This is a genomic window from Kaistia terrae, from assembly GCF_026344005.1.
Taxonomy (GTDB): domain Bacteria; phylum Pseudomonadota; class Alphaproteobacteria; order Rhizobiales; family Kaistiaceae; genus Kaistia; species Kaistia terrae.
This window is the reverse complement of record NZ_JAPKNH010000006.1, coordinates 178,857-203,526: the sequence shown is the minus strand read 5'-3', so window position 1 is coordinate 203,526 and position 24,670 is coordinate 178,857. Positions and strand designations below refer to the sequence as shown.

Below are 24,670 nucleotides of genomic sequence, written 5' to 3'. Positions count from 1 at the left end.
ATCGGTCAGCCAAGCTTTGGCGCAGCGATCAGTTCGTCCTCGGTCAGGATGTAATCGAGGGGGATGTCGTGCGGCTCAAAGGGAACTTTGTCGACCTCCTGCACCGCGAAGGCAAGCCCAACCAGCAAAGGTTGTGCGCCGGATGCGAACAGCTGCGCCACCGCGCGGTCGTAGTGACCCTTGCCATAGCCGATGCGGTGCCCTCGCCGATCAAAGGCGCTGAGCGGCAAAATCACGATGTCCGGCACGATGAAAGGCGCATGGGCGGCGGGCCCGAGCGTACCGAAGCCGGCTGGCTCCAGAACCGAATCGGGTTCCCAGCGGCGGAAGCGCAGGGTCTCGGCATCGAGCAGGACGGGAAGTGCGATCGAAGCGCCGGCAAGACGTGCCTGTTCCAGCAGCGGCCTCGGATCGGCCTCGCTGCGGATCGGCCAATAGCCGGAAACGATCCGGCCGGGCTGATCGAACAGGCCGCCCGCATTGCGAAGGCTGCCAGTCGTGAACGCTGCGCGTGCCAACGGCCCGACGGCGTCGCGTCGGACAAGGGCGGCTGCGCGAAGCTGGTTCTTGTTCGTCACGGCAACGGAAAGCTGGAAGGAAGGATAAGGTGGCGAGCCACGATGGGCCGATGGAGTGATCGATCCCAGGGAACCTACAGTGTAGGTGGGAGCCATATGTCCGGAACCACGGCTCCAGTCAGGGACAGCCCCCGTTTGGATCGATAAGGCCCCGGGGAATTGTGAGCTCCTGTCGCACCGCGCAGTCTCGCCGAGATCAAATATAGGGAACCGCGGGCCGCATAGCCAGAGATCTCGACGCAATGTGCGCAGGAAGATTTTTTTGACCGGGCTCGCTACGTATCCAGGAGCGACAGCGGCGGATCGGTTCCGTCCGACCGACGGGCGGGACTAGTCGCGTTTGACGCCGGCCACGAGCTTTTCGGCCAGGCTTTCCAGCCGACCGGCCGCTTGTTCAATGGCGCGGGCAACCCCGGCTTCCGATTCCTCATAGCGCGAGATGACAGCGGCCTTGGTATCGTTGATGGCGGCGAGTTCCGCCTCCAGCAGCCCGATGCGCCGACGCGACTCGGCCAGGTCGTCACCCATGGTGATGGCGGCCATCACGGTCAGCCGCTGGTCGCCGATCTCGCCAAAGCTCTGGCGCAACTGGCCGATGATTTCATTGAGACGGTCGGCCAGCCCCTCGAGATGAGCCTCCTGACCGTCATCGCAGGCCATGCGGTAGGTCTTGCCGTTAATCGTGACGTTGACTTGCGGCATGGTCTCTCCCGTCAGCCGTCGCGCCGTTCGAGCACGGAGCGAATCGTTTCCATGGCGGCGACGAGGCGACGGGAAACTTCCTTGTTGGCTTCTTCCAGGCGCTCCGAACGGGCTTCCGCCGCGTCGACGGATTGCGCCAGTCGCGACCGGTCGAGGCCGATGCGCTGCATTTCCGATTCGATCTCGCCGAGACGCGCACCGGCATTCAGCCGGCGATCGACCGCGCCTTCCAACCCGTCCAGCGCCGTGCTCAAGCGCCGCAACGCACCGTCAATGGGCGACGCCCCTCGCATTGTGGCGGAATCTCCCTCATGCAGCCGGTCAGAAATCGTTCCGGACATTAGGCAGGCCCGAAACAGGGCGTCAATGGCCTATCCGGCGACGCACATTTTCGGTGATTTCCGGGGGCGCGCGTAAGTTGCGACGCGCGGTCACGAGATTGACTCACAAAGGGGGTCTGTTATTTGTCGCAGCGCCTTTCCGCGACGGTCCGGCGGCCGGGTATAGACCCCCACAAAACAACGAGGCCGCTCGCTGCTTGACCCGTGAGCAGCGGCCTGGCCCACAAGCGTGGAAGCAAAGATGACAGCTCCTGACACCCACAAGCGCATGGCGAACGCCATCCGTGCGCTCGCGATGGACTCGGTCGAGAAGGCCAAGTCCGGCCATCCCGGCATGCCGATGGGCATGGCCGATGTTGCCACGGTGCTGTTTACGCGCTTCCTGAAATTCGACGTCAGCCAGCCGCATTGGCCCGACCGGGATCGTTTCATCCTGTCGGCCGGCCATGGCTCGATGCTGCTCTATTCCGTGCTGCACCTGCTCGGCTCCAAGGAACTGCCGATCAGCGAGCTGCAGAATTTCCGCCAGCTTCACTCGAAGACGCCGGGCCATCCCGAGAACTTCGTGACGCCGGGCGTCGAGACGACGACCGGCCCGCTCGGCCAGGGCCTCGCCATGTCCGTCGGCTCCGCGCTCGCCGAGCGCATGCTGAACGCCGAATATGGCGACGACCTCGTCGATCACTACACCTATGTGATCGCCGGCGACGGCTGCCTGATGGAAGGCGTCAGCCATGAGGCGATCGACCTCGCCGGCCATCTGAAGCTGAACAAGCTGATCGTGCTGTTCGACGACAACGGCATCACCATCGACGGCCACACCGACCTCTCCACCTCGGTCGACCAGGTTGCGCGCTTCAAGGCGAGCGGCTGGAACGCCGAGCGCGTCGACGGCCTCGATCCGGAAGAAGTCGCAGCCGCCATTGAGCGCGCCCGCAATTCCGACCGTCCGACCATGATCGCCTGCAAGACGATCATCGGTTACGGCGCACCGACCAAGGCCGACAGCCATGCCTCGCATGGCTCGGCGCTTGGCGACAAGGAAATCGCCGGCGCCCGCGAGGCGCTCGGCTGGCCCTACGCGCCCTTCGAGATCCCGGAAGACGTCTATGCCGATTGGCATGCCGCGGCTGCGAAGCTGTCCGGCGCGCGCGCCGGCTGGGAAGCGCGCCTGGCTGCCGTCGACGCCTCCGTTCGTTCGGAATTCGAGCGTCGCATGAAGGGCGAACTGCCGGCTGGCCTCGACGCCGCCGTCAACGCCTACAAGCAGACCCTGTCCGAGACCAAGCCGAAGGTCGCGACCCGCAAGTCGTCCGAAATGGCGCTGGACATGCTGGCGACCGTCGTGCCGGAACTGGCCGGCGGTTCGGCCGACCTGACCGGCTCCAACCTGACCCGGGCAAAGATCCAGATCCCGCTGACGCCGGATGATTATTCGGGCCGGTACATCCATTACGGCATCCGCGAATTCGGCATGTCGGCGGCGATGAACGGCATCGCGCTGCATGGCGGCTTCATCCCCTATGGCGGCACATTCCTGGTCTTCACCGACTACGCCCGTCCGGCCATCCGCCTTTCGGCGCTGATGGGCGAGCGCGTGATCTATGTCATGACGCATGACTCGATCGGCCTTGGCGAAGACGGCCCGACCCACCAGCCGGTCGAGCATGTCGCGGCGCTGCGGGCGATCCCGCACCTGCGCGTCTTCCGTCCGGCCGACGCCGTCGAGACGGCGGAAGTCTGGCAGATCGCCATCGAGAGCCCGCACAACCCATCGGTCCTGGCGTTGTCGCGCCAGAACCTGCCGACGCTGCGCACCGAGCATGTCTCGGAAAACAAGTCGGCCAAGGGCGCCTACCTGATCGCCGGCCCCGAGACCGCGGACGTGACGCTGTTCGCGACCGGTTCCGAGGTCGAGATCGCCGTGAACGCCAAGGCCCTGATCGAGGCAGCCGGCCGTACGGCCCGCGTCGTATCTGTCCCGAGCTTCGAGCTGTTCGAAGAGCAGGGTGACGCCTACAAGGCGGCGACCATCGGCAATTCGAAGGTTCGCGTCGGCATCGAGGCGGCCATCCGTCTCGGCTGGGACCGTTTCATCGGTACCGACGGCATCTTCATCGGCATGAACGGCTTCGGCGCCAGCGCCCCGGCTGATCAGCTCTATGAGTATTTCGGTATCACCGCGAAGCACGCCGCCGAGGCGGCGCTGGCGCGGCTGAAGTAAGCCGAGCCTGAACTTTTGAACTGAACCACGGCCGGGCACGCGCCCGGCCGAAACGGACGAAGGCGCGTCGCGCGCCTCAAGGAGATCGAATATGGCGGTGCGGGTTGCTATTAACGGCTTCGGCCGAATTGGCCGGAACATCCTTCGTGCGATCATCGAGTCGGGCCGGACCGATATCGAAGTCGTCACGGTCAACGATCTGGGTCCGGTCGAGACCAACGCCCACCTGCTCCGCTTCGATTCGGTCCATGGCCGTTTCCCGCATGAAGTGATCGTCGACGGCGACACGCTGGTGATCGGCAAGAGCCGGATCAAGGTCACCGCGATCAAGAACCCGGCCGAGCTGCCGCACAAGGAGCTCGACATCGACATCGCGCTCGAGTGCACCGGCATCTTCACGACCCGCGAAAAGGCCGCCGCCCATCTGACGGCCGGCGCCAAGCGCGTCATCGTCTCGGCTCCCTGCGACGGCGCCGACTACACCGCCGTGTTCGGCGTCAACCACGAGGGCCTTTCCAAGGACCACCTGGTGATCTCGAACGGTTCCTGCACCACCAACTGCCTGGCGCCGGTTGCCAAGGTCCTGCAGGAGACGGTCGGCATCGAGCACGGCTTCATGACGACGGTGCATTCCTACACCGGCGACCAGCCGACGCTCGACACCATGCACAAGGACCTCTACCGCGGCCGCGCGGCGGCTTTGTCCGCCATCCCGACCTCGACGGGCGCCGCCAAGGCGATCGGCCTTGTGATTCCGGAACTGAAGGGCAAGCTCGACGGTTCCTCGATCCGCATCCCGACGCCGAACGTCTCGCTGATCGACCTGAAGTTCGTCGCCAAGCGCGCAACGACCATCGACGAGATCAACGCGGCGATGAAGACGGCAGCCGCCGGCCCGCTCAAGGGCGTGCTCGCGATCACCGACCAGCCGAACGTGTCGCATGACTTCAACCACGACCCGAATTCGGCGACGTTCCACCTCGACCAGACCAAGGTCATCGACGGTACGTTCGTCCGCGTGCTGGCCTGGTACGACAATGAGTGGGGCTTCTCGAACCGCATGGCCGATATGACGGCCTATTTCGCGAAGACCATCTGATCCCGACGGGATCGCCGGAAAGACGATTTGATCCGGCGAAAGCAGATCACTAGAACAGAATGGCCCGGACGCACTCCGGGCCATTTTCACATCTGAGGGCATTCCATGCCCACAAGGAGAGAGCGCGCATGTCGACCTTCCGGACCCTCGATAACGCCGACATCAAAGGCAAGCGCGTCCTGATCCGTGTCGATCTCAACGTGCCGATGAAGGATGGCATCGTCAGCGACGACACCCGCATCCGCGCCATCCTGCCGACCGTCCGCGACGTGTCGAAGCGTGGCGGCAAGGCGATCCTGCTGGCGCATTTCGGCCGCCCCAAGGGCGAGCGCGTCGCCGACATGTCGCTCGCGCCCGTCGTGCCGGCGCTGGAGACGCTGCTCGGCCGCCCGGTCGCCTTCGCCAATGACTGCATCGGCAACGACGCCGCATCGGCCATCGCCAAGATGTCCGATGGCGACGTGCTGCTGCTGGAAAACACGCGCTTCCACAAGGGCGAAGAAAAGAACGATCCCATCTTCACCTCGGCGCTCGCCGAGCTTGGCGATCTCTATGTGAACGACGCGTTCTCGGCCGCCCACCGCGCCCACTCCTCGACCGAAGGCATCGCCCACCAGCTGCCGGCCTATGCAGGCCGCGCCATGCAGGCCGAGCTGGAAGCGCTGGAGAAGGCGCTGACCAGCCCGCAGCGTCCGGTGATCGCCCTGGTCGGCGGCGCCAAGGTCTCCTCCAAGATCGACCTGCTCGAAAACCTCGTCACCAAGGTCGACGCGCTGGTGATCGGCGGCGGCATGGCCAACACCTTCCTGCACGCCCAGGGCCTGTCCGTCGGCAAGTCGCTCTGCGAGAAGGACCTGGCTGACACCGCGCGCCGCATCATGGCCAAGGCCCAGGAATCCAACTGCGCCATCATCCTGCCGGTCGATGCGACGGTCGCCTATCACTTCCAGGCGCATACGCCGACACAGACCTATGGCGTCGACGCCATTCCCGAAGACGGCATGATCCTCGATGTCGGCGGCCTGTCGATCGAGCGCATCAACTCTGCCATCGACGATGCGGCGACGCTGGTCTGGAACGGTCCGCTCGGCGCTTTCGAGATGGAGCCGTTCGATCGCGGCACGGTTGAGGCGGCCCGTCATGCGGCCAAGCGCACCAAGGCCGGCAAGCTGCTTTCGGTCGCCGGCGGCGGCGATACCGTTGCAGCCCTGAACCATGCCGGTGTTGCCGAAGATTTCACCTACGTCTCGGCAGCGGGCGGCGCCTTCCTGGAGTGGCTGGAGGGCAAGCCCCTCCCCGGCGTCGAAGTTCTGCGCCGGAACGCCTGAGTATCCCGCGCCGCACGATAGCAACGCTACGTTGTTGTCGATATTTTGCGCTGTAAAATTAAACAACTCCCGAGTTCTATAAGTTCGGGGACGTTTAATTTTGCAGTGCAAAACCTAACCCAACGCGCTATGCAGCCTGCGGGCGGCCTGGACAGTCCGGGTCCGCGTTCAGGAAGAGATCGTTCTGCATGACCGAAAGCCTTCAGGATATTGCCCGTCGTCTCGTCGCTCCCGGAAAGGGCATCCTCGCGGCTGACGAAAGCTCGAGCACGATCAAGAAGCGTTTCGACGGGATCGCTCTCGAATCCACGGCGGATAACCGCCGTGATTATCGCGAGATGCTGTTCTCCGCTGAAACCGCGATGCGCGAGCACATCGCGGGCGTCATCCTGTTCGACGAGACGATCCGCCAGTCGGCCCGCGACGGCCGGACGCTGGTCCAGTTGATTCAGGCAAACGACTCGATCCCCGGCATCAAGGTCGACATGGGCGCCAAGCCCCTCGCCTTCTATCCCGGCGAAACCGTCACCGAAGGCCTCGACGGCCTGCGCGAGCGGCTGATCGAATATCACAAGCTCGGCGCTCGCTTCGCCAAGTGGCGCGCCGTGATCACCATCGGCGAGAACCTGCCGACCCCGGGCGCGCTTTCGGCCAATGCCCATGCGCTGGCCCGCTATGCGGCGCTTTGCCAGGAAAACGGCATCGTCCCGATCGTCGAGCCGGAGGTCCTGATGGACAATCCGAACGCGACCCACACCATCGAGACCTGCCAGAAGGTGACCGAGGCCACCCTCCACGCCGTGTTCGAGGAACTGGAAAAGGCCCGCGTCGACCTGACCGGCATGATCCTGAAGCCGAACATGGTCGTTCCCGGACGGGACAGCGGCCAGCACGCCACCTCGGAGGAAGTCGCCGAGCGCACCGTGGCCGTGTTCCACGCCACCGTGCCGACCAGCGTTCCCGGCATCGCCTTCCTCTCCGGCGGCCAAGCAGACGTGCTGGCGACCGAGAACCTGTCACTGATCAACCAGGTTCCGAACCGCCCCTGGGCCATCACCTTCTCCTATGGCCGCGCGCTGCAGGCAGCTGCCCTCAAGGCATGGGGCGGCAAGGCGGAAAACGTCGTCGCCGGCCAGAACGCCTTCCTCCACCGCTGCCAGATGAACGGCCTGGCCTCGCTCGGTCAGTGGACGACGGAGAGAGAACGCGAGCTCGCCTGACACCGCTGTGCGAACGACAGAGGGGAAATCGCCCTATGGTTGCGACGCGATGCGTTAGGGCCTTTCTATCCTCTGTCAAATCACGTTAAACCTTGATCGACAGGATGCGGCGCGGCACGGTTGCGCCGCATTCTGGAACAAGACTGGCTCTCGCAAACGAGACCAGCTTCTTGAGCAGGATTTCGGCACGGCTATCGGCCAGCACTGATTTCTTCTGGCCAAGGCGTGCTGACCAAAACGAGACGCAGCGTGATCCGGCGGAGAACGATGGCAAGAGACTTCGATCCTTACAAGCTTGCCAGCCCACAGGTCTATCTGTGGCGTATGACCATATTCCTGGTCATTGCCGCCTTCGTGGCGCTCATCCTCTACCGCCAGGTCTATTCGTCCTTCCTTGCCAACCCGGCCCTGAACGGCGTCATCATCGGCGTCCTGTTCATCGGTATCCTGCTGGCCTTCCGGCAGGTGATCCGCATCTTCCCGGAAATTCGCTGGGTCAACGGCTTCCGCAACGCCGACCGCTCGATCGAGATGGACCGCGCCCCGGTCCTGCTGGCGCCGATGGCCGCCATTCTCGGCGATCGCATCGGCCGCATGTCGATCTCGACGCAGACGATGCGATCCGTGCTCGATTCGATCCTGATGCGCCTGGACGAAGACCGCGACACCTCGCGCTACCTGACCGGCCTCCTGATCTTCCTCGGCCTGCTCGGCACCTTCTGGGGCCTGCTGGAGACGGTCGGCGCCGTCGCCGACGCCATCCGCAGCCTCAACGTCGGCACCGGTGACAGCTCCGTGATCTTCGAGGACCTGAAGTCCGGCCTCGAAGCGCCGCTGAAGGGCATGGGCACGGCGTTCTCGTCCTCGCTGTTCGGTCTCGCCGGCTCCTTGATCCTCGGCTTCCTCGATCTTCAGGCGGGCCAGGCGCAGAACAAGTTCTACACCGAGCTGGAAGACTGGCTCTCCACCGTCACCGATCTCGATCCGAGCATGCTGGACGTGCGCGAAGGCGCGTCGTCGGGCGAAGACCTGCGTGTCGCCATCGAGCGGCTCACGGCAGCGGTGCACGAGGGTGGTGGCGGCGCCGGCGGATCGACTCAGCGCTCCACCGCCGCCATGGCCAATCTGGCCGAGGGCATTCAGGGGCTGGTCCAGCATATGCGCAGCGAGCAGCAGGTCGTGCGCGGTTGGGTCGAGCAGCAGGCCGACCAGCAGCGCGACATGCAGCAGCTGCTTGAAGTGATCGCCAAGGCCCTCAAGCAGCCGGCCGGAGAATAGGCGTGGCCGTACGCGGGCGCCGTCGCGAGGCCAGGAGCGATGTCTGGCCGGCCTTTGTCGACGTTTTGTCGAATCTCCTGCTCGTCTTCATCTTCCTGCTGTCCATCTTCGCGCTGCTGCAATTCCTGCAGACCCGCGAGATCACCGGCAAGGACACGGTGCTCAACCGCCTGAACAGCCAGATCGCGGAGCTGACCGAGCTGCTCGCCATGGAGCGTGCCGGCAAGCAGGACAGCGCCGACCAGCTCGCCAATCTGCAGGCTAGCCTGCAGACGGCAATGGCCGAACGCGACCGGCTGAAGGGCGCCGCCGACACCCAGACTGCCGCAGCCGGCTCGGCCGAGGGCCAGATCGCCATCATCACCAAGGCGCTCGAGAACGAGAAGGTCGTCAACCAGAAGTCGCTCTCGCAGATCGAGATCCTGAACCAGCAGATCGCCGCCCTTCGCCGCCAGATCGGCGCGCTGGAAGATGCGCTCGGCGCCTCGGAAAAGCGTGACACCGAAAGCCAGACCAAGATCGCCGATCTCGGCCGCCGCCTGAATGTGGCGCTGGCCCAGCGCGTGCAGGAACTGTCGCGCTATCGCTCCGACTTCTTCGGCCGCCTGCGCGAGATTCTTGGCAACCGGCCGGACATCACCATCGTCGGCGACCGCTTCGTGTTCCAGTCGGAAGTGCTGTTCCCATCCGGCTCGGACGAGATCAACGACGAGGGCCGGGTCGAGATGGCCAAGCTGGCCGAAGCGCTGAAAGTGCTGGAAGGCGAGATCCCGCCGGAGATCGCGTGGGTGCTGCGCGTCGACGGGCACACCGACGCTCGACCGCTCTCCGGCTCCGGCCGCTTCCGCAACAACTGGGAACTGTCGGCGGCGCGCGCCATCGCCGTCGTGCGCTTCCTGGTCGAGCAAGGCGTCCAGCCGATCCATCTGGTCGCCGCCGGGTTTGGCGAATTCCAGCCACTAGAGGCGGGCTCGACCGACGCCGCCTACTCGCGCAACCGCCGCATCGAGCTGAAGCTCACGGAGCGGTAAACCAGCCGACCGGACGTTGTCCCTCAACGCTCCATTCTGCATGGCGACTTCGTACGCCGCGTCGAGCGCCGAGGTCGCCTCCCACGCCGCCGTTATCCTCGCGGAGGCGAGGACCCATGCAGCCTGAGGCTTAGGGAGCGAACCTCCCGATCGCGCGGCTGAATGGGTCCCGGGCCAAGCCCGGGATGACGCCGAGTCTGGGCGATCTGCCGAATCCGGGACGGCTAGCAGTCGACAGGTGCGCCAAGTTCGGTCGCCGGGTATCCTCCCAGGCCGCACTCCCAAAACCTCGACCATCATCCTGAGGTGCCCGGCGAAGCCGGGCCTCGAAGGAGGCTCCAGGGAACGCCTTGATCTGGATTCCGCCGAACTTTGCCTTCAAACTGGAATGCTAGACTGGATCCTCCTTCGAGGCTTCGCTTACGCGAAGCTCCTCAGGATGATGGCAGAGCCAAGTCAGCAGGCTTCAGGACTGAAGATCAGGCGGCATCCTCGCGGAACTGCAGCCGGGCGAGCCGGGCATAGAGGCCGCCCAGGCGCACAAGCGCTTCATGAGTGCCCTCTTCGACGATCTCGCCGCCATCCATCACCAGGATGCGATCGGCCTTGAGGATCGTCGCCAGCCGATGTGCGATGACGATCGTCGTGCGACCGACCATCAGTTCGTCCAGCGCCGACTGCACGGCGACTTCACTTTCGGCGTCGAGCGCCGAGGTCGCCTCGTCGAGCAGCAGGATCGGTGCGTCTTTCAGGATGGCGCGGGCAATCGCGATGCGCTGGCGCTGGCCGCCCGAAAGCGTTACGCCGCGTTCGCCAAGCTCCGTCTCGTAGCCATCGGGCAGATTGCTGAGGAAGCTGTCCGCATGGGCGGACACGGCCGCCTGCTCGATCTCGGCGCGGTCGGCGCCCGGACGACCGATGGCGATGTTTTCGGCAGCACTGGCGGCGAACACAACCGTATCCTGCGGCACGATGGCGATATGGCTGCGCAGCGCCACCGGATCGAGATCGCGGATATCGACGCCGTCCAACGTAACGCGACCCCGCTGCGGATCGTAGAAGCGCAGGATCAGGTTGAAGAGCGTGCTCTTGCCGGCGCCGGACGGGCCGACAATGGCGATGCGCTCGCCCGGCTGGACGCGGAAGGCGATCTTTTCGAGTGTCGCACCGCGGCCGCCCTCGGGATAGTGGAAGCCGACCTGCTCGAACGCTAGCGCACCCCGCACGGGCTCAGCCAGCCGCGCCGGATTCACCGGCGCCGCGATCGACGGCTGCTCCGCCAGGATTTCAGCCAATCGCTCGGCAGCACCCGAAGCATTGGAGATGTCGCCCCAGACCTGTGAAAGCTCGCCCAGAGCACCGGCGCCGATCACGGCATAGATGAGAAACTGGCCGAGCGTGCCGGGCGTCATATTGCCGGCGAGCACGTCCTGCGCGCCCCACCATAGAACCGCGACCATGCTGGCGAAGACCATGAAGATGCCGAAGCCGGTCAGCACCGCGCGCGCCACCGTCGAATTGCGGGCCGCGACAAAGGCGCCCTCGACGCTGTCGGCAAAACGCCGCGCCACCGTCGCCTCGGCCGTGAACGCCTGCACGATGCGGATCGCGCCGATCGCTTCCGAGGCATAGGCGGAGGCATCGGCCAGCATGTCCTGCGCCTTGCGCGAGCGCAGCCGCACCCGGCGGCCAAAACCCACCAGCGGCAGCACGACGATCGGCAGAGCGATCAGCACCAGGCCGGAAAGTTTGGGGCTGGTGACGATCATCATCGCCACGCCGCCGAAGAACATCACCAGATTGCGCAAGGCGATCGAGATGTTGGCGCCGGCGACTGCCTTGATCTGCGTCGTGTCGGCCGTCAGCCGGGAGGCGATCTCGCCAGAGCGGTTCCGATCGAAGAAGTCGATGCCAAGCGCCGCGAGATGGCGGAAAACATCGGCGCGCAGGTCGGCGACCACACGCTCACCAAGCCAGGTCACGAAATAGAATCGCAGGCTGGATGCGGTCGCCAGGACGGCGACGACGCCGATCAGCGCCATGAAATAGACGTTGATGGTTCCAGCGCTGTCGGCGGTAAAGCCGTGGTCGATCATGCGACGGACAGCGAGCGGCACGGTCAATGTCGCAAGCGCGGCCATTACTAGAGCCAGGATGGCCCCGAACAGCTGCGGCTTGCGGCGCAGTACATAAGGAAGCAGCATGGCCAGCGGCCGCAAGGAGCGGCGCCCGGCTTTTTGAGCGCCTGTGGCGTCGCTCGTTGTCGCGTCTCGGTCCGCCATCGGCACCCGTCTCGGTCATTCGTGGAGGCGATCGCCTCGATGGCGCCTAGATGCACTGAGCGCGGCAGTGTTTCAAGACAAGCCGCCTCTTGTGCCGGTCAGAACGCTAGGCTATATCGTCGCCCCACAGGACGGCAGTCCATAAGCAGCCGTTTTCCCCATTGAACAGGACGGCGCTTCCGCTTCGGCAGCGACGACCATGCGGTCCAACGGACCGAGCCGCGAGGACCAGACGATGAAGAATGGCATTCATCCCGACTACCACACGATCAAGGTCGTGATGACGAACGGGACCGAATATGTAACCAAGTCGACCTATGGCGAAGAAGGTTCGGTCATGAACCTCGACATCGACCCGTCGACGCATCCGGCCTGGACCGGCGGCAACCAGACGCTGCTCGACCGCGCCGGCCGCGTGTCGCGCTTCAACAACAAGTTCAAGGGCTTCATGGGCAACAGCTAAGCCCGTTCGAAGTACTGGAATGAAAAAACCCCGGTCTTTGGCCGGGGTTTTTGTTTGTCTGGGGCGTTTTCGAGCGACGGCGGCACGGTTCGCATAAAGCACTCGCCGACAAGCAAGGCTCTGGATGCAGGATCGGCAGGACAGCGAAGGCGCAGGGCGCCCTATTCGCTGCCGGAGCCGAAGGCGCGCGCCAACTGGCCAAGCTGCAGGCTGACCGGGTTCTCGGCCGGCTGTTCGGCATTGGCGGCGTTGTACATGGCGTCGTCGAGCCGGATGACGCGCTCCTGCAGGCGCACGGAATGCTCGATCAGTTCGCGCAGCCGTATCGGCAGATCTTCCCAGTTCGGCCCTTCGGTCATGGTGCCGAACCCGCGCAGACGCACCTTGGCCTTTTCCGCCCCCGCCTGCTCGAACGTCATCTCGCCTTCGTTGACGGCGCGCTGCAGCAACAGCCATGACGCGATCTGCATCAGTCGCGTGGTCAGGCGCATCGATTCGGTGGCGTAGGTGAGCGAGGCGGCGCGTTCCAGGTCGCGCGACTCGTCACGACCATCGCCGTCGAGATAAGCGGCGGTCTCTTCGACAAGCTGCATCCCCTCCCGGAAGAGTCCCCGGAAAGTGTCGGAAAATGCAAACCGCCTGCCGAAAACGACCGGCGGCTCGATTGGCCTGGGGCTATCGTCTGTCATGAAAGCGATTCCGCTGCGCAGCCGCGCTTGCCCATCAGGGTGCCAACGGGGCGCAATTTTTCCGGATTTTGCCCGCTGCGGAGACGGAAGTCAAAAAAAGAGCCGTGAAGAACGGCTCTTGGAGGCGATAGAGGGAGGAGACCAACAGAGGAGTATCACTCACATCCAGATCGCTGGATCTCCTGATTAACGCGCTCGAAAGCTTAATGGATGGTTAACACCAACCCCAGCGCGTCTGCGCTCACGGCTTGAAGAACGACGAGGCGGCGGCGCGCGAGGCCGTCTTGGCAGCGATCGCCTCGCGCAATCGCCCGATTTCACCCTCGAGCAAATCAATCCGGTCGGTCAGTTCGTCGATCGAAAGACGCGAAAGATCCTCGCCGATACGGTGTGGCACCGGCTTTTCCGCCGGTACGTCGTCGAAAAGGGCCATGCTGCGCTCCATCTCGTGTTTGAGACCCGCCTGATACAAAGATAGCAAAATTGAATCGGCCTTTGCCAGCCAGGGCCGAACCGCAAGGAGACGTCGATGACTTCGATTCCCCAGTCCATGACGGCCATGGCCATTTCCGAGCCCGGCGGGCCGGACGTTCTCCAGGCGACCCAACGTCCCGTACCGCACCCGTTCGAGCATGAAATCCTGATCCGGGTCGCAGCGGCCGGCGTCAATCGGCCCGACGTCGCGCAGCGCCAGGGCCACTATCCGCCGCCCAAGGGTGCATCCGACCTGCCCGGCCTGGAAGTCGCCGGCCATGTCGCGGCTCTCGGCCGCAATTGCACGCGCTTCGCGGTCGGCGATGCGGTAACGGCGCTGGTCGCCGGCGGCGGCTACGCCGAATATGTCACCGTCAACGAGACCAACGCCCTGCCCGTGCCGCAGGGGTTTTCGATGATCGAGGCCGCCGCCCTGCCCGAGACCTTCTTTACGGTCTGGCACAATGTCTTCGAGCGCTGCGGATTGAAGTCCGGCGACGTTTTCCTCGTGCATGGCGGAACATCCGGCATCGGCACGACGGCGATCCAGTTGGCGAAGGCTTTTGGCGCCACCGTCCTGGCAACCGCCGGCTCGCCTGAAAAATGCGCCGCCTGCGTCGACCTCGGCGCCACGCGCGCGATCAACTATCACCTGGAGGATTTCGTCGACGTCGTGAAGGAAGCCACCGACGGCCACGGCGCCGACGTCATCCTCGACATGGTGGGCGGCGATTATATCGAACGCAATTTCTCGGCCGCCGCGTTTGACGGCCATATCGCCCAGATCGCGTTCCTCAACGGACCGATCGCCGATGTCAATTTCACCCGGCTGCTGGTCAAGCGCCTGACCCTGACCGGCTCGACGCTGCGTCCCCGCTCCGTCGCCTTCAAGGCCGGCATCGCCGCTGCCTTGCGCGAAAAAGTCTGGCCGCTGCTGGAAAAGCGCCAGATCCTGCCCCGCATCGACGCGACCTACCCGCTGGCACAGGCAGCGGAAGCGCATCGACGCATGGAAGCATCAAGCCATATCGGCAAGATCGTGCTCACGCTTTGACACGAGCGGGTTCGTTTCAATGACGAAGTTGTGAAACCAGAACGGCCGAACGCCGTTGCACTACAGGGGTCGGCGGCGACGAGGCACACAGCATCGTAAATTTCGCCTGCCCCTTGTCGAGATCGGCTGAACGGTGGCTGATCTTCGCCACGATGGCGACGGCCCTAGCCTCAATGCAGTAGATTTCATGAGCCAACGAAACGTAACCCATCGTTTCCTCTTCGTAAATCGGGTCGATTCGATGTAAGATTGCGTTCGTTGGTGCAACACGCACCCCGGAGGGTAACATGCAACGCCAAAATACTTGGGTTTGGGTCGTCGTCGCCATCATCGTGCTGGTGATCGCTTATTTCTGGTGGAAGTCGCGCGCACATGTGGCGCCGCCGACGCCGGCCGCTGTCGAGCAGTCCACGCCCGCCCCCGCCCCGGCGACCCCGGCTCCCGCGCCTGCTCCGGCAACGCCTGCCCCCGAGCCCGCGCCGGCAACGCCCGCCCCGGCAACACCGGCCCCCGAGCCTGCTCCGGCAACCCCGGCTCCGGAGACCCCGGCTCCCGCTACCCCCGCCCCGTAAGGGCTGGCAGCACAAATACAAGATTGCCGGATGCGACCTTTGTCGCATCCGGCTTTTGTCCTTCACTCAGTGATCCGCCCAATGCGCGCCGCGGGGCTGGCTGGAAGGAAGGCCGAACGGCCGGATGCCGACGCCGGACGTCGTGAACAAGCATTGTTTGCGTCGCCGGAGGCACCGGTCTATATATCGGCCCATTCCCGTCATTCAGACGATTGCTTTGCTCCTCCGGCCGACCACCGGGAGAGCGACCAGGAGAGAATTATGTCGACTATCCCGCTGATGCCAAAGGCAACCGCCGTATGGCTCGTCGAGAATACCTCTCTCGGCTTCGATCAGATCGCCGATTTCTGCAAGCTCCACCCGCTTGAGGTGAAGGCAATCGCCGACGGAGAGGCCGCCCAGACGATCAAGGGCCTCGATCCTGTGACGACCGGCCAGCTGACGCGCGAGGAAATCGAGCGCGCGCAGAAGGATTCGAAGTATCGCCTGAAGATGGCCGAGACGCGGGTCCGCGTTCCCGTCCAGAAGCGCAAGGGCCCGCGCTACACGCCGGTCTCGCGTCGTCAGGATCGCCCCAACGCCATTCTCTGGCTGCTGCGCAATCATCCCGAGCTCAAGGATGCGGCGATCATGCGCCTGGTCGGCACGACCAAGCCGACGATCGATTCGATCCGTGGCCGCAGCCACTGGAATTCCACCAACCTGACGCCGTCCGACCCGGTCATGCTCGGCCTGTGCTCGCAGATCGATCTCGATTTCGAAGTCGAGAAGGCCGCCAAGAACGCGCCGCCGCGTGAAATCGGCGCCGAGGGCGAGGTTCTGCTGCCGACGGAAGAGACGACGGCCGCCGATGCCCTCGCTTCGGCCGCGATGCGCTCGTATCGCCATGAAGAGCCCAAGGACGAAGAGTTGGACGCCGACGCGGTGTTTGCCAAGCTCAAGTCGCTCAAGGGCCCCGTCGACGAGGACGAAGACGAAGGCTGAAGCCCGGGCAGCGCCGGGAGGCTCCTGCCGCCCAGCCCGCCCGCAGGCGCTTTTTGGCGCCAGAGGATCCAAGGCCTCGCCCCACCGGGCGGGGCCTTTTTTTTGCATTGGCCCGCTCGCCGGAGAGGGTGTGGCGAGGCCCCGTCTTGCCGAGGGAACGCTTCCACACAGCGCCGCCCAGGCGCTTCCGACGCGCCAAACGTAGCGGCCCGACGAGACCTCATCGCCGCCATCCGCTCCGCATGTCGTGATCCCGTGCCGCGACTCGGTCGCATAGAGTTGCGTGGGCGGGCCGATTCTGTTCAGATTCTCGATGACGTCGCATTCAGCGCCTCGTGATTCCGGCCTTGTGACCGCGAAGGACGGGCCGAAAAGCCACGCTGGTCCGGCGAAAACGAGAATTTACCTTGTTTTGGCGGCTGTCCTCTTTGACATCGGCGCTCCGCTTCTGCTATGAGAGCGACCACAATTGGGACGGTGTTGATAAGCGGCTTCTGTCGCCCTGCCTCGTCTCCCCCGAGATTTCATCCGGACCGGATCAAGATAGGACGCTCCCGCGTGCAGGTACTCGTTCGCGACAATAACGTCGATCAGGCGCTTAAGGCTCTCAAGAAGAAGATGCAGCGTGAAGGCATCTTCCGTGAGATGAAGCTTCGCAACTTCTATGAGAAGCCTTCCGAGAAGAAGGCACGCGAGAAGGCGGAAGCCGTTCGTCGTGCCCGCAAGCTGGCGCGCAAGCGCGCTCAGCGCGAAGGCGGCATCGTTGCGGCTCCCAAGCCGAAGCGCTGATAAGCAAGGGCATCTCGCCCTGCTTTCGCCTGCTTTCTAGCTTTGAAGTTCAAGGTGACGAGCCCGTTGTTTCGGGCTCGTTTCCTTTTGTGGTTTTGCGCCCGCTTCATCGTCATGGGCGCTTATTCTGGAGCAACGCCATGATGGCGCTTGGCAGCCTTTCGCTCGCGGACACGACCTCGAACGCGACCAGCGTCGCGACTAGGCTGTTGTCGCGGGGACGCTCGCCGCTCTGGGCCGCAATGCTCGGCACCCTGGCCCTTGCCGGCTGCCAGACCGCTTCCAACACCCATGATTTCGACAATGTCGACCGCGCCATGGGCTCCGAGGCGAACATCTCGTCGCTCAGCTCGGTCGTGAACCAGAATCCGAGCGATGCGTCGGGCTACAATGTCCGCGGCACGGCGCTGGGCCGCGCCGGGCGCTACGATCAGGCGCTGGCCGATTTCAACCGCGCGATCGAGATCAATCCCGGCTTCTACCAAGCCTATTCGAACCGCGCGCTGGTGCAGCGCAAGCTGAACCAGAACGGCCAGGCGCTCGCCGACTACAATCGCTCGATCGAGCTCAATCCGAGCTACAACGAAGCCTATGTCGGGCGCGGCAACCTGTATCGCTCGCAGGGCCAGATCGACCTGGCGCTCGCCGATTTCTCCAGGGGCATCGAGCTCGAGCCGACGGACCCCAAGGCCTATAACAACCGCGCCCTGATCTACCAGGGCCAGGGCCGCCACGACGACGCCATCGCCGACTTCACCGCGTCGATGACCTACGCGCCGAATGCCCCCGCCCCGCATCTGGGCCGTGGCCTGTCCTATCTCGCCACCGCCGACTACAAGGCAGCGCTCGACGATTTCAACATCGTCGTCCGTCGCGACAAGGACAATTACCAGGGCTGGACCAACCAGGGCTTGGCGCTCGAGAAGCTGGGCGAACGCGACGCGGCACACAACGCCTTCGCCCGCGCCCAGACGCTCAATCCGAGCTACGCGCCTGCCCGCGACGGCATGCGTCGCACCGCCAAGGCCGCCGCCTGATCGCTCTCGGGGCCTAGCCCCGGGACGGGCTAGCCCGCTCTTCCAGATCCAGCGCCAGCAGGATCTCGTCATGGAAGGCGCCGTCGATTCGGAGCGCCTTCTGGATCAAGCCGGAGATCCGGAAGCCAAGGCTCTCATAGAGCGCGGCGGCGTTACGATTGCCCGCCGTCACGCCGGCTTCCAGCACCACCACATGCTCGCCCGCATGAAGGATGACGCGCTCGACCAGTCTTCGCGCGCATCCCCTGCCCCGATACGCTTCCTCGACGAATACGCCCCAGAGCAGGCCGCGATGACGTCGCTTTGCGCCCAGCTGGGCGTGGAAGCCCGCCATGCCGATCAGGCTATCGCCGGCGAACGCGCCAAAGACGGCGCTGGGCGCGCGCTCCAGCCGCTCGCGTAGCGCTTCCGGCGACAGGGCCGCGTCTTCCTCCTGGCTGGCGCCGAACGCCGTTGGTACGGTCTCCAGCGCCTTCAGGCGCAACGCCCGGAAGGCGACCCAATCCTCAGCGCGAAGCTGGCGAATGCTGAATGCGGTCTCTGACACGGCTCACTCCCTCGACAGGAGAACCATCCTTCGACCAGGGACTCCCGTCAAAGAAAAAGGCCGCCCGGAGGCGGCCTTTTCGATTTCTTGCGTAGCCGCTGAAGATCAGCCCAGCGACTTGACGATGTTCTCGACCATCTTCTTCGCGTCGGCGAAGAGCATCATCGTGTTGTCGCGGAAGAACAGCTCGTTCTCGACGCCGGCATAGCCCGAGCCCATGCCGCGCTTGATGAACAGCACCGTACCGGCCTTCTCGACATCGAGAATCGGCATGCCGTAGATCGGCGAGGTCGGATCCGTCTTCGCGGCCGGGTTGGTCACGTCGTTGGCGCCGATGACGAAGGCGACGTCGGCCTGGGCGAATTCCGAATTGATGTCCTCGAGCTCGAAGACCTCGTCATACGGCACATTCGCTTCCGCCAGCAGCACGTTCATGTGGCCCGGCATACGACCGGCGACGGGATGGATGGCGTACTTGACCTCGACGCCCTCCGCCTTGAGCCGATCGGCCATTTCGCGCAGCGCGTGCTGGGCCTGGGCGACCGCCATGCCGTAGCCCGGCACGATGATGACCTTCGACGCGTTCTTCATGATGAAGGCGGCATCTTCGGCCGAGCCCTGCTTGACCGGACGCTGCTCGACTGCACCGCCCGTTGCCGGACCGGCCGTCTCGCCACCAAAACCGCCGAGAATGACGGAGATGAACGAGCGGTTCATGCCCTTGCACATGATGTAGGAAAGGATCGCACCCGACGAACCGACCAGCGCGCCGGTGATGATCAGCGCCGTATTGCCCAGCGTGAAGCCGATGCCGGCCGCCGCCCAACCCGAATAGGAGTTGAGCATCGACACGACGACGGGCATGTCGGCGCCGCCGATCGGAATGATGATCAGGCCGCCGAGAACGAGGCTGACGATGACGATCAGCCAGAAGACCAGATGGCTTTCCGTGAACACCAGCACGACGACCAGCGCCACCAGCAGGATGAACAGGCCGGCATTGGTGAAATGCCGTCCCGGCAGCAGGATCGGCCGGCCCGACATGTTGCCGTTCAGCTTGGCGAAGGCGATGACCGAACCGGTGAAGGTGATCGCGCCGATGGCGACGCCAAGCGACATCTCGATCAGCGCCTGGCCATGGATGTGGCCGATGTCGCCGATACCGAAGGCAGCCGGAGCGTAGAGCGCCGCTGCCGCCACCATGACGGCCGCGAGGCCGACGAGCGAGTGGAAGGCGGCGACCAGCTGCGGCATCTGCGTCATGGCGATGCGACGGGCGATGATCGCGCCGGCGCCACCGCCAATAGCAAGGCCGAGCACGATCAGGCCCCAGGCGCCTGCGCTTTTCGGCGCTGCGAGGACGAGCGTGGTGAGGATCGCGATCCCCATGCCGGCCATGCCGTACAAATTGCCCTGGCGCGAGGTGGCGGGGCTGGAAAGGCCCCGGAGCGCCATGATGAACAGCACACCGGAAACGAGGTAGAGCAGCGCCGTGATATTTGCGGTTGTCATCGGCGCGACCTCACTTCGTCTTTTTCTTGTACATGGCGAGCATGCGACTGGTGACGAGGAAGCCACCGAAGATGTTGACGCTGGCGAGCACAAGGGCGACGAAGCCGAAGCCCTGCGCCCAGGCGTGGCCGGAGGCAGCGGCCGCATCGACCGCCGCATCGACACCGACCGCGAGCAGCGCGCCGACGACGATGACCGAGGAGATCGCGTTGGTGACGGACATCAGAGGCGTATGCAGCGCCGGCGTCACCTGCCAGACGACGTAATAGCCAACGAAGATCGCCAGCACGAAGACGGAGAGGCGGAAGACGAAGGGGTCGATCGCGCCGCCGGAAACGGCATGCGCGACAGCGCCGGCGACATCGCCGAGGCCGCCTGCGGCCTGTTCGGCATAGATCTGGGCGGCGGCGGCCGCTTCCTGCGCAGCACTTGCCGCGGAGGTCGCTGCGTCAGCGGCAGACTTGGCGGCGCTGGCCGCCTGCTCGGGCGTAAGACTTGCCATGATCAGCTGGCCCCCTGCTCAGCAACGAGAATCGGCTTCGGCTCTTCCTGGATCTCTTCTTTCGGCTTGAACGCCGGGTGCACGATGGCACCGTCGCGCGTCAGCACCGTCGCCTTGACCAGCTCATCGTCCCAATTGACGGCGACGGTCTTCGCGGCCTTGTCGATCAACGTCTCGACGAAGGAGAACAGGTTCTTGGCGTAGAGCTGCGAGGCAGTCGCGGCGATGCGGCCGGCGACATTCAGATGCCCGACGATCTTCTTGCCATCGACGACAGCGACTTCGCCGGGCTTGGCGCCCTCGACATTGCCGCCGCGCTCGACCGCGAGATCGACCAGAACCGAACCGGGCTTCATCGAGGCGACCATGGCGGCCGAAACGAGACGCGGTGCGGCGCGGCCGGGGATCAGGGCCGTCGTGATGACGATGTCCTGCTTCTTGATGTGCTCGGAAACGAGGGCTGCCTGCTTGGCCTGGTATTCGGCCGACATCGGCTTGGCGTAACCAGCGGCGGTTTCGGCCTGCTTGAACTCGTCATCCTCGACGGCGACGAATTTGGCGCCGAGCGATTCGACCTGTTCCTTGGCGGCGGGACGCACGTCGGTCGCCGTCACCACGGCGCCGAGACGGCGTGCGGTGGCGATGGCCTGAAGCCCGGCAACGCCGGCGCCCATGACGAAGACGCGGGCGGCCGGCACGGTGCCGGCAGCGGTCATCATCATCGGAAGCGCGCGGTCATATTCGGCAGCCGCGTCGATCACGGCCTGATAGCCGGCGAGGTTCGCCTGGCTCGACAGGATGTCCATGACCTGGGCGCGGGTGATGCGCGGCATGAACTCCATCGCGATGGCAGTGACGCCGGCGCCGGCCATGGCGGCGACGTCCGGCTCATGGCCATAGGGATCCATCGTCGCGACGATGAGAGCGCCGCGCTTGTAGAGCGGCAGTTCATCGGCGAGCGGCCGGCGTACCTTGAGCACGATATCCGCATCGCGAACGGCGTCTGCGGCGGAAGCCGCGATCGACGCGCCGGCGGCGGCGTATTCGGCATCCGGAACGCGCGAGGCAACACCGGCACCGGATTGCACCGACACCTCGGCGCCGAGCGCGATGAATTTCTTTACCGTCTCAGGCGTCGCGGCGACGCGGCTTTCCAGCCCGTCCACCTCCGCCGGCACACCAATCTTCATGGCGTTTCCCTATGGAGTGGCGGGCCTCGCAATGCGCCCGCACAGTCAAGTAGTCGGGTATCGCGACATCCGGCAGTCGCGCTACCGGATCAATTCTGATTTTCAGACGAGGAAGATCGCCATCAGCACCAGGATCACCACGCAGGCGATCGTGCCGTATTTCGTCAGGCCGGTGAAGAACGCATAGGTTCTCTCGTGCTCAGCGTAGTCCATCGGGCTTTCGGCCATGGTGTATCCATCCTTCAGCGCAAACCAAACGTGATCGGCGTTTACAACACTTGGGCAAGGCGGGCAATCCGCCTTCGGCAGGGCAAACCAACCAACGCAGCGCTGGCGTCCAACTGCCGCGAAAAACGGTTATGGACGCAATGTCGCAGGCGGCCCTGCCCTGCCCTGAAGCCCCGAAAACCTCACGCCAGGCCAACCCCGCCGAGCGCCGCCTTCTGACGATAGCCGAGCATGTCGCGATCGAACCCCTCGATGGTTTCGGCGAACAGCTGGTGAAAGTTCATCTCGGCCTTCAGATGCAGAAACACCGAGCCAAGGCCGATGGCGGCGCGGTCCATGAAGACAAACTCGCGCGGTACGGTAACCGGCCCTTTTTCGCGAAGTACCTGATGCACCTGGAAGGCTTCGCGCCGACCATATTCCGAAGGCGCGACGCCATCGGCGATGGTGCGGACGCGGTCGTCGATCAGCGGGCCGTAGATGAAACGCGCCCAGATATTCAGTGCCTCGATCAACTCGTTCGACAAGCCGGCAAAGCCCCAGATCTCATAGGCGGAGACGATCCGGTCGCGGTCATTCTCGCGCAGGCCATGGAACAGATCGACGACGCCGGCGACGAATTTTGGCGGGAAGATGCGGACACAGCCATAGTCGAGCAGGTTGATCCCGGCCGCCTCACCGGCCTCGTTTTCAAACACGGTGTAGTTGCCGAGATGCGGGTCGCCATGGATGACGCCATAGCGGGCGAACGGCGCCCACCAGGCATTGAACATCGCCTTGGCGATGCGGTTGCGCTCTTCCAGCGAACGGTCGCGATAGTCGAGCAGCCGGTTGCCATCGAGCCATTGCATGGCGAGCAGCCGGTTGGTCGACAGCGCCGGCTCGACTTCCGGCACGCGCACCAGCGGCTCGCCGTCGAGCATGATCTTGTAGAGCAGCGTGTGGCGCGCCTCGCGGCCATAATCGAGCTCTTCGCGGATGCGATTGCCGATTTCCTCGAAGATCTCGCTGGTGTCGATCGCCTTGTCGATGCGGCGATAGATCGAGAGCAGCACCTTCAACTGCACAAGATCGGCTTCGACGGCCGACTGCATGTCGGGATATTGCAGCTTCACCGCCAGCGCCTTGCCGTCACGCGCGATGGCGCGATGCACTTGGCCGAGCGAGGCGGCGGCGGCGGGTGCGTGTTCGAAAAGCTGAAACCGCTTTTCCCAGCTTGGGCCGAGTTCCGCCTGCATGCGCCGCTTGACGAAGGGCCAGCCCATCGGCGGCGCGTTCGACTGCAACTGCGACAGTTCCTCGGCATATTCCGGCGGCACGAGGTCCGGCACGGTCGAGAGGATCTGGCCGACCTTCATCAATGGCCCCTTGAGGCCGCCGAGCGCTGTCGCCAGCTCGGACGCGTTCTTGCCCTTGTCGAGGGAACTGCCGAACAGCCGAGCGCTCGCCACCTTGGCCGCGACCCCGCCGACATTCATGCCGACGCGGGCATAGCGCGACAGGCGGCCGGAAAGACGGTTGCGTTCAGAATCGGACATTTGGCGAGCTCTCTGGGGGAGGACAGGCGCATTCGGAAGCGTGCCCCTAAGATGCGGTGCCTGCCGCCATGCGCAAGCCATTACCCAAAGATCACCCCGCGCTACTCCGTCGCTGGCGGAAGATTGGCGCGGATCCAGCGGGTGAGGCCTTCCTCCAAAATTTCACCGGCGGCGAGCCCGAGAATGGCACTCGTGGCCTCCGCTGGAGATGGCGCGAACCGAACGCCATTGAGGCGAAGAAACACCATCATCGCGATAAAGGCGGCACGCTTGTTGCCATCGACGAACGGATGATTGCGCGCAATCCCATACGCGTAGGCGGCCGCGAGACTGGCCAACTCCGTCTCGCCATAGACAAGCTTGTTACGTGGACGGTCGAGCGCAGATTCCAGCGCGCCAAGATCGCGAAGCCCGGCCGGACCGCCAAATCGGGCAAGCTGCCGCTCATGCGCGACAAGGATTTCTTCCAGAGTGAGCCAACGCGGCTCCGTCACTTGGCCAGTTCTTTCAGCGTATCGCGATACTCGACCATGATCTCGTCGACGACGCTCATGGCCTCGGCGAAGTCCGGATCGAAGGGCGAAAGGCGGATCGAGCCGTCCGCGTTCTCCGTGACATGCAGCCACTCACCCTGTTTCAGCGCAAGTCTGGCGAGCAATTCCTTCGGCAGGATCAGACCCATCGAATTACCGATCTTCTTGATCTCAAGCTTCATGGCGCGCACTCCGTTGTACAAAATGTATAACATCGCTAGCCCGAAAGCCATCGCCAGTGCCGAAAAGCAACGGCCGGCCGGTTTCCGCTGGCACGACATTGTCCAGCACGGCGCACGGGACCATAGTGCCGGCTCCTCGAAACGAGAGCCTTGGGAGCATCCGATGAGAACCCTCATGTCCAACCAGAAGGAAGCCTTTGAAAGCCACCAGGACATGAAACTCTATGCTTATACGTTCCCCGGAACTTCAAGCGCGAGACGACGCCTCTAGCGAAAGCGAACTCTCCCCCCCT

General features: G+C 64.3%; 27 protein-coding genes and 1 other RNA gene. 12 read left to right on the top strand and 16 right to left on the bottom strand.

Annotated elements, in window-relative coordinates; genetic code table 11:
- Window positions 1–5 precede the first annotated feature (5 nt).
- The 4 genes from OSH12_RS17840 to OSH12_RS17825 form a co-directional block, all read right to left on the bottom strand.
- Complete coding sequence (locus OSH12_RS17840; protein ID WP_266344940.1) at window positions 6–578, bottom strand: 5-formyltetrahydrofolate cyclo-ligase; 573 nt, start codon at window positions 576–578, stop codon at window positions 6–8.
- 31 nt (window positions 579–609) lie between these two features.
- Window positions 610–769, bottom strand: a non-coding RNA gene (gene ssrS, locus OSH12_RS17835) — 6S RNA.
- A gap of 139 nt (window positions 770–908) precedes the next feature.
- Entirely contained in the window at window positions 909–1,280 is a 372-nt protein-coding gene (locus tag OSH12_RS17830) for a cell division protein ZapA (protein ID WP_266344939.1), read from the bottom strand.
- Window positions 1,281–1,291: 11 nt separating this feature from the next.
- Window positions 1,292–1,573 (bottom strand): DUF4164 domain-containing protein, encoded by a 282-nt coding sequence (locus OSH12_RS17825; protein ID WP_266344938.1) that lies wholly within the window; start codon window positions 1,571–1,573, stop codon window positions 1,292–1,294.
- A 289-nt stretch (window positions 1,574–1,862) separates the two neighbouring features.
- On the opposite strand from OSH12_RS17825, the gene tkt reads away from it, so the two are divergent.
- The 6 genes from tkt (at window position 1,863) to OSH12_RS17795 (ending at window position 9,801) form a co-directional block, all read left to right on the top strand.
- Window positions 1,863–3,845 (top strand): transketolase, encoded by a 1,983-nt coding sequence (tkt, locus tag OSH12_RS17820; RefSeq protein WP_266344937.1) that lies wholly within the window; start codon window positions 1,863–1,865, stop codon window positions 3,843–3,845.
- A gap of 91 nt (window positions 3,846–3,936) precedes the next feature.
- Entirely contained in the window at window positions 3,937–4,944 is a 1,008-nt protein-coding gene (gene gap, locus OSH12_RS17815; protein ID WP_266344936.1) for a type I glyceraldehyde-3-phosphate dehydrogenase, read from the top strand.
- Between the two features lie 128 nt (window positions 4,945–5,072).
- The gene (locus OSH12_RS17810) at window positions 5,073–6,272 is read left to right on the top strand and encodes a phosphoglycerate kinase (protein WP_266344935.1); all 1,200 of its coding nucleotides are present in this window, start codon (window positions 5,073–5,075) and stop codon (window positions 6,270–6,272) included.
- Between the two features lie 188 nt (window positions 6,273–6,460).
- Window positions 6,461–7,492 carry a class I fructose-bisphosphate aldolase gene (locus OSH12_RS17805; protein ID WP_266344934.1) on the top strand — a complete coding sequence of 344 codons (1,032 nt, stop codon included), beginning with the start codon at window positions 6,461–6,463 and terminating at the stop codon, window positions 7,490–7,492.
- A gap of 228 nt (window positions 7,493–7,720) precedes the next feature.
- The gene (locus OSH12_RS17800) at window positions 7,721–8,770 is read left to right on the top strand and encodes a flagellar motor protein MotA (RefSeq protein WP_266345052.1); all 1,050 of its coding nucleotides are present in this window, start codon (window positions 7,721–7,723) and stop codon (window positions 8,768–8,770) included.
- A 2-nt stretch (window positions 8,771–8,772) separates the two neighbouring features.
- A complete protein-coding gene (locus OSH12_RS17795) occupies window positions 8,773–9,801 on the top strand; it encodes a peptidoglycan -binding protein (protein WP_266344933.1) in 1,029 nt (342 codons plus the stop codon).
- Between the two features lie 479 nt (window positions 9,802–10,280).
- On the opposite strand, the gene OSH12_RS17790 is transcribed toward OSH12_RS17795, so the two are convergent.
- A complete protein-coding gene (locus OSH12_RS17790) occupies window positions 10,281–12,083 on the bottom strand; it encodes an ABC transporter transmembrane domain-containing protein (protein WP_266344932.1) in 1,803 nt (600 codons plus the stop codon).
- A 235-nt stretch (window positions 12,084–12,318) separates the two neighbouring features.
- Between OSH12_RS17790 and rpmE the strand changes: the two genes are divergently transcribed.
- Window positions 12,319–12,546 carry a 50S ribosomal protein L31 gene (gene rpmE / locus OSH12_RS17785; protein WP_266344931.1) on the top strand — a complete coding sequence of 76 codons (228 nt, stop codon included), beginning with the start codon at window positions 12,319–12,321 and terminating at the stop codon, window positions 12,544–12,546.
- Between the two features lie 161 nt (window positions 12,547–12,707).
- On the opposite strand, the gene rcdA is transcribed toward rpmE, so the two are convergent.
- Complete coding sequence (gene rcdA / locus OSH12_RS17780) at window positions 12,708–13,235, bottom strand: protease adaptor protein RcdA (protein ID WP_266344930.1); 528 nt, start codon at window positions 13,233–13,235, stop codon at window positions 12,708–12,710.
- A gap of 241 nt (window positions 13,236–13,476) precedes the next feature.
- Complete coding sequence (locus OSH12_RS17775; protein ID WP_266344929.1) at window positions 13,477–13,668, bottom strand: DUF1192 domain-containing protein; 192 nt, start codon at window positions 13,666–13,668, stop codon at window positions 13,477–13,479.
- Window positions 13,669–13,764: 96 nt separating this feature from the next.
- Between OSH12_RS17775 and OSH12_RS17770 the strand changes: the two genes are divergently transcribed.
- On the top strand, window positions 13,765–14,763 hold the full coding sequence (locus OSH12_RS17770; protein WP_266344928.1) for an NAD(P)H-quinone oxidoreductase: 999 nt from the start codon (window positions 13,765–13,767) through the stop codon (window positions 14,761–14,763).
- 16 nt (window positions 14,764–14,779) lie between these two features.
- On the opposite strand, the gene OSH12_RS17765 is transcribed toward OSH12_RS17770, so the two are convergent.
- Window positions 14,780–14,974, bottom strand: coding sequence for a hypothetical protein (locus tag OSH12_RS17765; RefSeq protein ID WP_266344927.1), 195 nt, complete (start codon window positions 14,972–14,974; stop codon window positions 14,780–14,782).
- Window positions 14,975–15,050: 76 nt separating this feature from the next.
- Between OSH12_RS17765 and OSH12_RS17760 the strand changes: the two genes are divergently transcribed.
- From OSH12_RS17760 to OSH12_RS17745, 4 genes are all read left to right on the top strand, one after another.
- The gene (locus OSH12_RS17760) at window positions 15,051–15,335 is read left to right on the top strand and encodes a hypothetical protein (RefSeq protein WP_266344926.1); all 285 of its coding nucleotides are present in this window, start codon (window positions 15,051–15,053) and stop codon (window positions 15,333–15,335) included.
- A gap of 261 nt (window positions 15,336–15,596) precedes the next feature.
- Entirely contained in the window at window positions 15,597–16,319 is a 723-nt protein-coding gene (locus OSH12_RS17755; RefSeq protein ID WP_266344925.1) for a DUF1013 domain-containing protein, read from the top strand.
- A 558-nt stretch (window positions 16,320–16,877) separates the two neighbouring features.
- The gene (gene rpsU, locus OSH12_RS17750; protein WP_018181327.1) at window positions 16,878–17,108 is read left to right on the top strand and encodes a 30S ribosomal protein S21; all 231 of its coding nucleotides are present in this window, start codon (window positions 16,878–16,880) and stop codon (window positions 17,106–17,108) included.
- 140 nt (window positions 17,109–17,248) lie between these two features.
- Window positions 17,249–18,145, top strand: a complete 897-nt coding sequence (locus tag OSH12_RS17745; protein WP_266344924.1) for a tetratricopeptide repeat protein — start codon at window positions 17,249–17,251, stop codon at window positions 18,143–18,145.
- A 13-nt stretch (window positions 18,146–18,158) separates the two neighbouring features.
- On the opposite strand, the gene OSH12_RS17740 is transcribed toward OSH12_RS17745, so the two are convergent.
- From OSH12_RS17740 to OSH12_RS17705, 8 genes are all read right to left on the bottom strand, one after another.
- Entirely contained in the window at window positions 18,159–18,692 is a 534-nt protein-coding gene (locus OSH12_RS17740; RefSeq protein WP_266344923.1) for a GNAT family N-acetyltransferase, read from the bottom strand.
- A 105-nt stretch (window positions 18,693–18,797) separates the two neighbouring features.
- Entirely contained in the window at window positions 18,798–20,204 is a 1,407-nt protein-coding gene (locus tag OSH12_RS17735) for an NAD(P)(+) transhydrogenase (Re/Si-specific) subunit beta (RefSeq protein WP_266344922.1), read from the bottom strand.
- 10 nt (window positions 20,205–20,214) lie between these two features.
- Window positions 20,215–20,706 (bottom strand): proton-translocating transhydrogenase family protein, encoded by a 492-nt coding sequence (locus tag OSH12_RS17730; protein ID WP_266344921.1) that lies wholly within the window; start codon window positions 20,704–20,706, stop codon window positions 20,215–20,217.
- Window positions 20,707–20,708: 2 nt separating this feature from the next.
- Window positions 20,709–21,896: a Re/Si-specific NAD(P)(+) transhydrogenase subunit alpha gene (locus OSH12_RS17725; protein WP_266344920.1), complete on the bottom strand. Its 1,188-nt coding sequence runs from the start codon at window positions 21,894–21,896 to the stop codon at window positions 20,709–20,711.
- A gap of 102 nt (window positions 21,897–21,998) precedes the next feature.
- The gene (locus OSH12_RS17720) at window positions 21,999–22,124 is read right to left on the bottom strand and encodes an aa3-type cytochrome c oxidase subunit IV (RefSeq protein WP_266344919.1); all 126 of its coding nucleotides are present in this window, start codon (window positions 22,122–22,124) and stop codon (window positions 21,999–22,001) included.
- Between the two features lie 182 nt (window positions 22,125–22,306).
- Window positions 22,307–23,662: an ABC1 kinase family protein gene (locus OSH12_RS17715; protein WP_266344917.1), complete on the bottom strand. Its 1,356-nt coding sequence runs from the start codon at window positions 23,660–23,662 to the stop codon at window positions 22,307–22,309.
- Window positions 23,663–23,763: 101 nt separating this feature from the next.
- Entirely contained in the window at window positions 23,764–24,156 is a 393-nt protein-coding gene (locus tag OSH12_RS17710) for a type II toxin-antitoxin system death-on-curing family toxin (protein WP_266344916.1), read from the bottom strand.
- The gene (locus OSH12_RS17705) at window positions 24,153–24,377 is read right to left on the bottom strand and encodes an AbrB/MazE/SpoVT family DNA-binding domain-containing protein (protein ID WP_266344915.1); all 225 of its coding nucleotides are present in this window, start codon (window positions 24,375–24,377) and stop codon (window positions 24,153–24,155) included. The genes OSH12_RS17710 and OSH12_RS17705 overlap by 4 nt, the downstream gene beginning before the upstream one ends.
- Between the last annotated feature and the right edge of the window lie 293 nt (window positions 24,378–24,670).

Bases quoted from the DNA above. Each gene is read 5' to 3' on its own strand.
- OSH12_RS17725 (WP_266344920.1), bottom strand. From the start codon at position 21,896: ATGAAGATTGGTGTGCCGGCGGAGGTGGACGGGCTGGAAAGCCGCGTC.
- OSH12_RS17825 (WP_266344938.1), bottom strand. From the start codon at position 1,573: ATGCGAGGGGCGTCGCCCATTGACGGTGCGTTGCGGCGCTTGAGCACG.
- OSH12_RS17745 (WP_266344924.1), top strand. From the start codon at position 17,249: ATGATGGCGCTTGGCAGCCTTTCGCTCGCGGACACGACCTCGAACGCG.
- OSH12_RS17735 (WP_266344922.1), bottom strand. From the start codon at position 20,204: ATGACAACCGCAAATATCACGGCGCTGCTCTACCTCGTTTCCGGTGTG.
- rpmE (WP_266344931.1), top strand. From the start codon at position 12,319: ATGAAGAATGGCATTCATCCCGACTACCACACGATCAAGGTCGTGATG.
- OSH12_RS17760 (WP_266344926.1), top strand. From the start codon at position 15,051: ATGCAACGCCAAAATACTTGGGTTTGGGTCGTCGTCGCCATCATCGTG.
- OSH12_RS17810 (WP_266344935.1), top strand. From the start codon at position 5,073: ATGTCGACCTTCCGGACCCTCGATAACGCCGACATCAAAGGCAAGCGC.
- OSH12_RS17705 (WP_266344915.1), bottom strand. From the start codon at position 24,377: ATGAAGCTTGAGATCAAGAAGATCGGTAATTCGATGGGTCTGATCCTG.
- OSH12_RS17830 (WP_266344939.1), bottom strand. From the start codon at position 1,280: ATGCCGCAAGTCAACGTCACGATTAACGGCAAGACCTACCGCATGGCC.
- OSH12_RS17775 (WP_266344929.1), bottom strand. From the start codon at position 13,668: ATGGCCCTTTTCGACGACGTACCGGCGGAAAAGCCGGTGCCACACCGT.
- OSH12_RS17770 (WP_266344928.1), top strand. From the start codon at position 13,765: ATGACTTCGATTCCCCAGTCCATGACGGCCATGGCCATTTCCGAGCCC.
- OSH12_RS17730 (WP_266344921.1), bottom strand. From the start codon at position 20,706: ATGGCAAGTCTTACGCCCGAGCAGGCGGCCAGCGCCGCCAAGTCTGCC.
- OSH12_RS17765 (WP_266344927.1), bottom strand. From the start codon at position 14,974: ATGGGTTACGTTTCGTTGGCTCATGAAATCTACTGCATTGAGGCTAGG.
- OSH12_RS17755 (WP_266344925.1), top strand. From the start codon at position 15,597: ATGTCGACTATCCCGCTGATGCCAAAGGCAACCGCCGTATGGCTCGTC.
- tkt (WP_266344937.1), top strand. From the start codon at position 1,863: ATGACAGCTCCTGACACCCACAAGCGCATGGCGAACGCCATCCGTGCG.
- OSH12_RS17715 (WP_266344917.1), bottom strand. From the start codon at position 23,662: ATGTCCGATTCTGAACGCAACCGTCTTTCCGGCCGCCTGTCGCGCTAT.
- OSH12_RS17720 (WP_266344919.1), bottom strand. From the start codon at position 22,124: ATGGCCGAAAGCCCGATGGACTACGCTGAGCACGAGAGAACCTATGCG.
- OSH12_RS17805 (WP_266344934.1), top strand. From the start codon at position 6,461: ATGACCGAAAGCCTTCAGGATATTGCCCGTCGTCTCGTCGCTCCCGGA.
- rcdA (WP_266344930.1), bottom strand. From the start codon at position 13,235: ATGACAGACGATAGCCCCAGGCCAATCGAGCCGCCGGTCGTTTTCGGC.
- gap (WP_266344936.1), top strand. From the start codon at position 3,937: ATGGCGGTGCGGGTTGCTATTAACGGCTTCGGCCGAATTGGCCGGAAC.
- OSH12_RS17790 (WP_266344932.1), bottom strand. From the start codon at position 12,083: ATGGCGGACCGAGACGCGACAACGAGCGACGCCACAGGCGCTCAAAAA.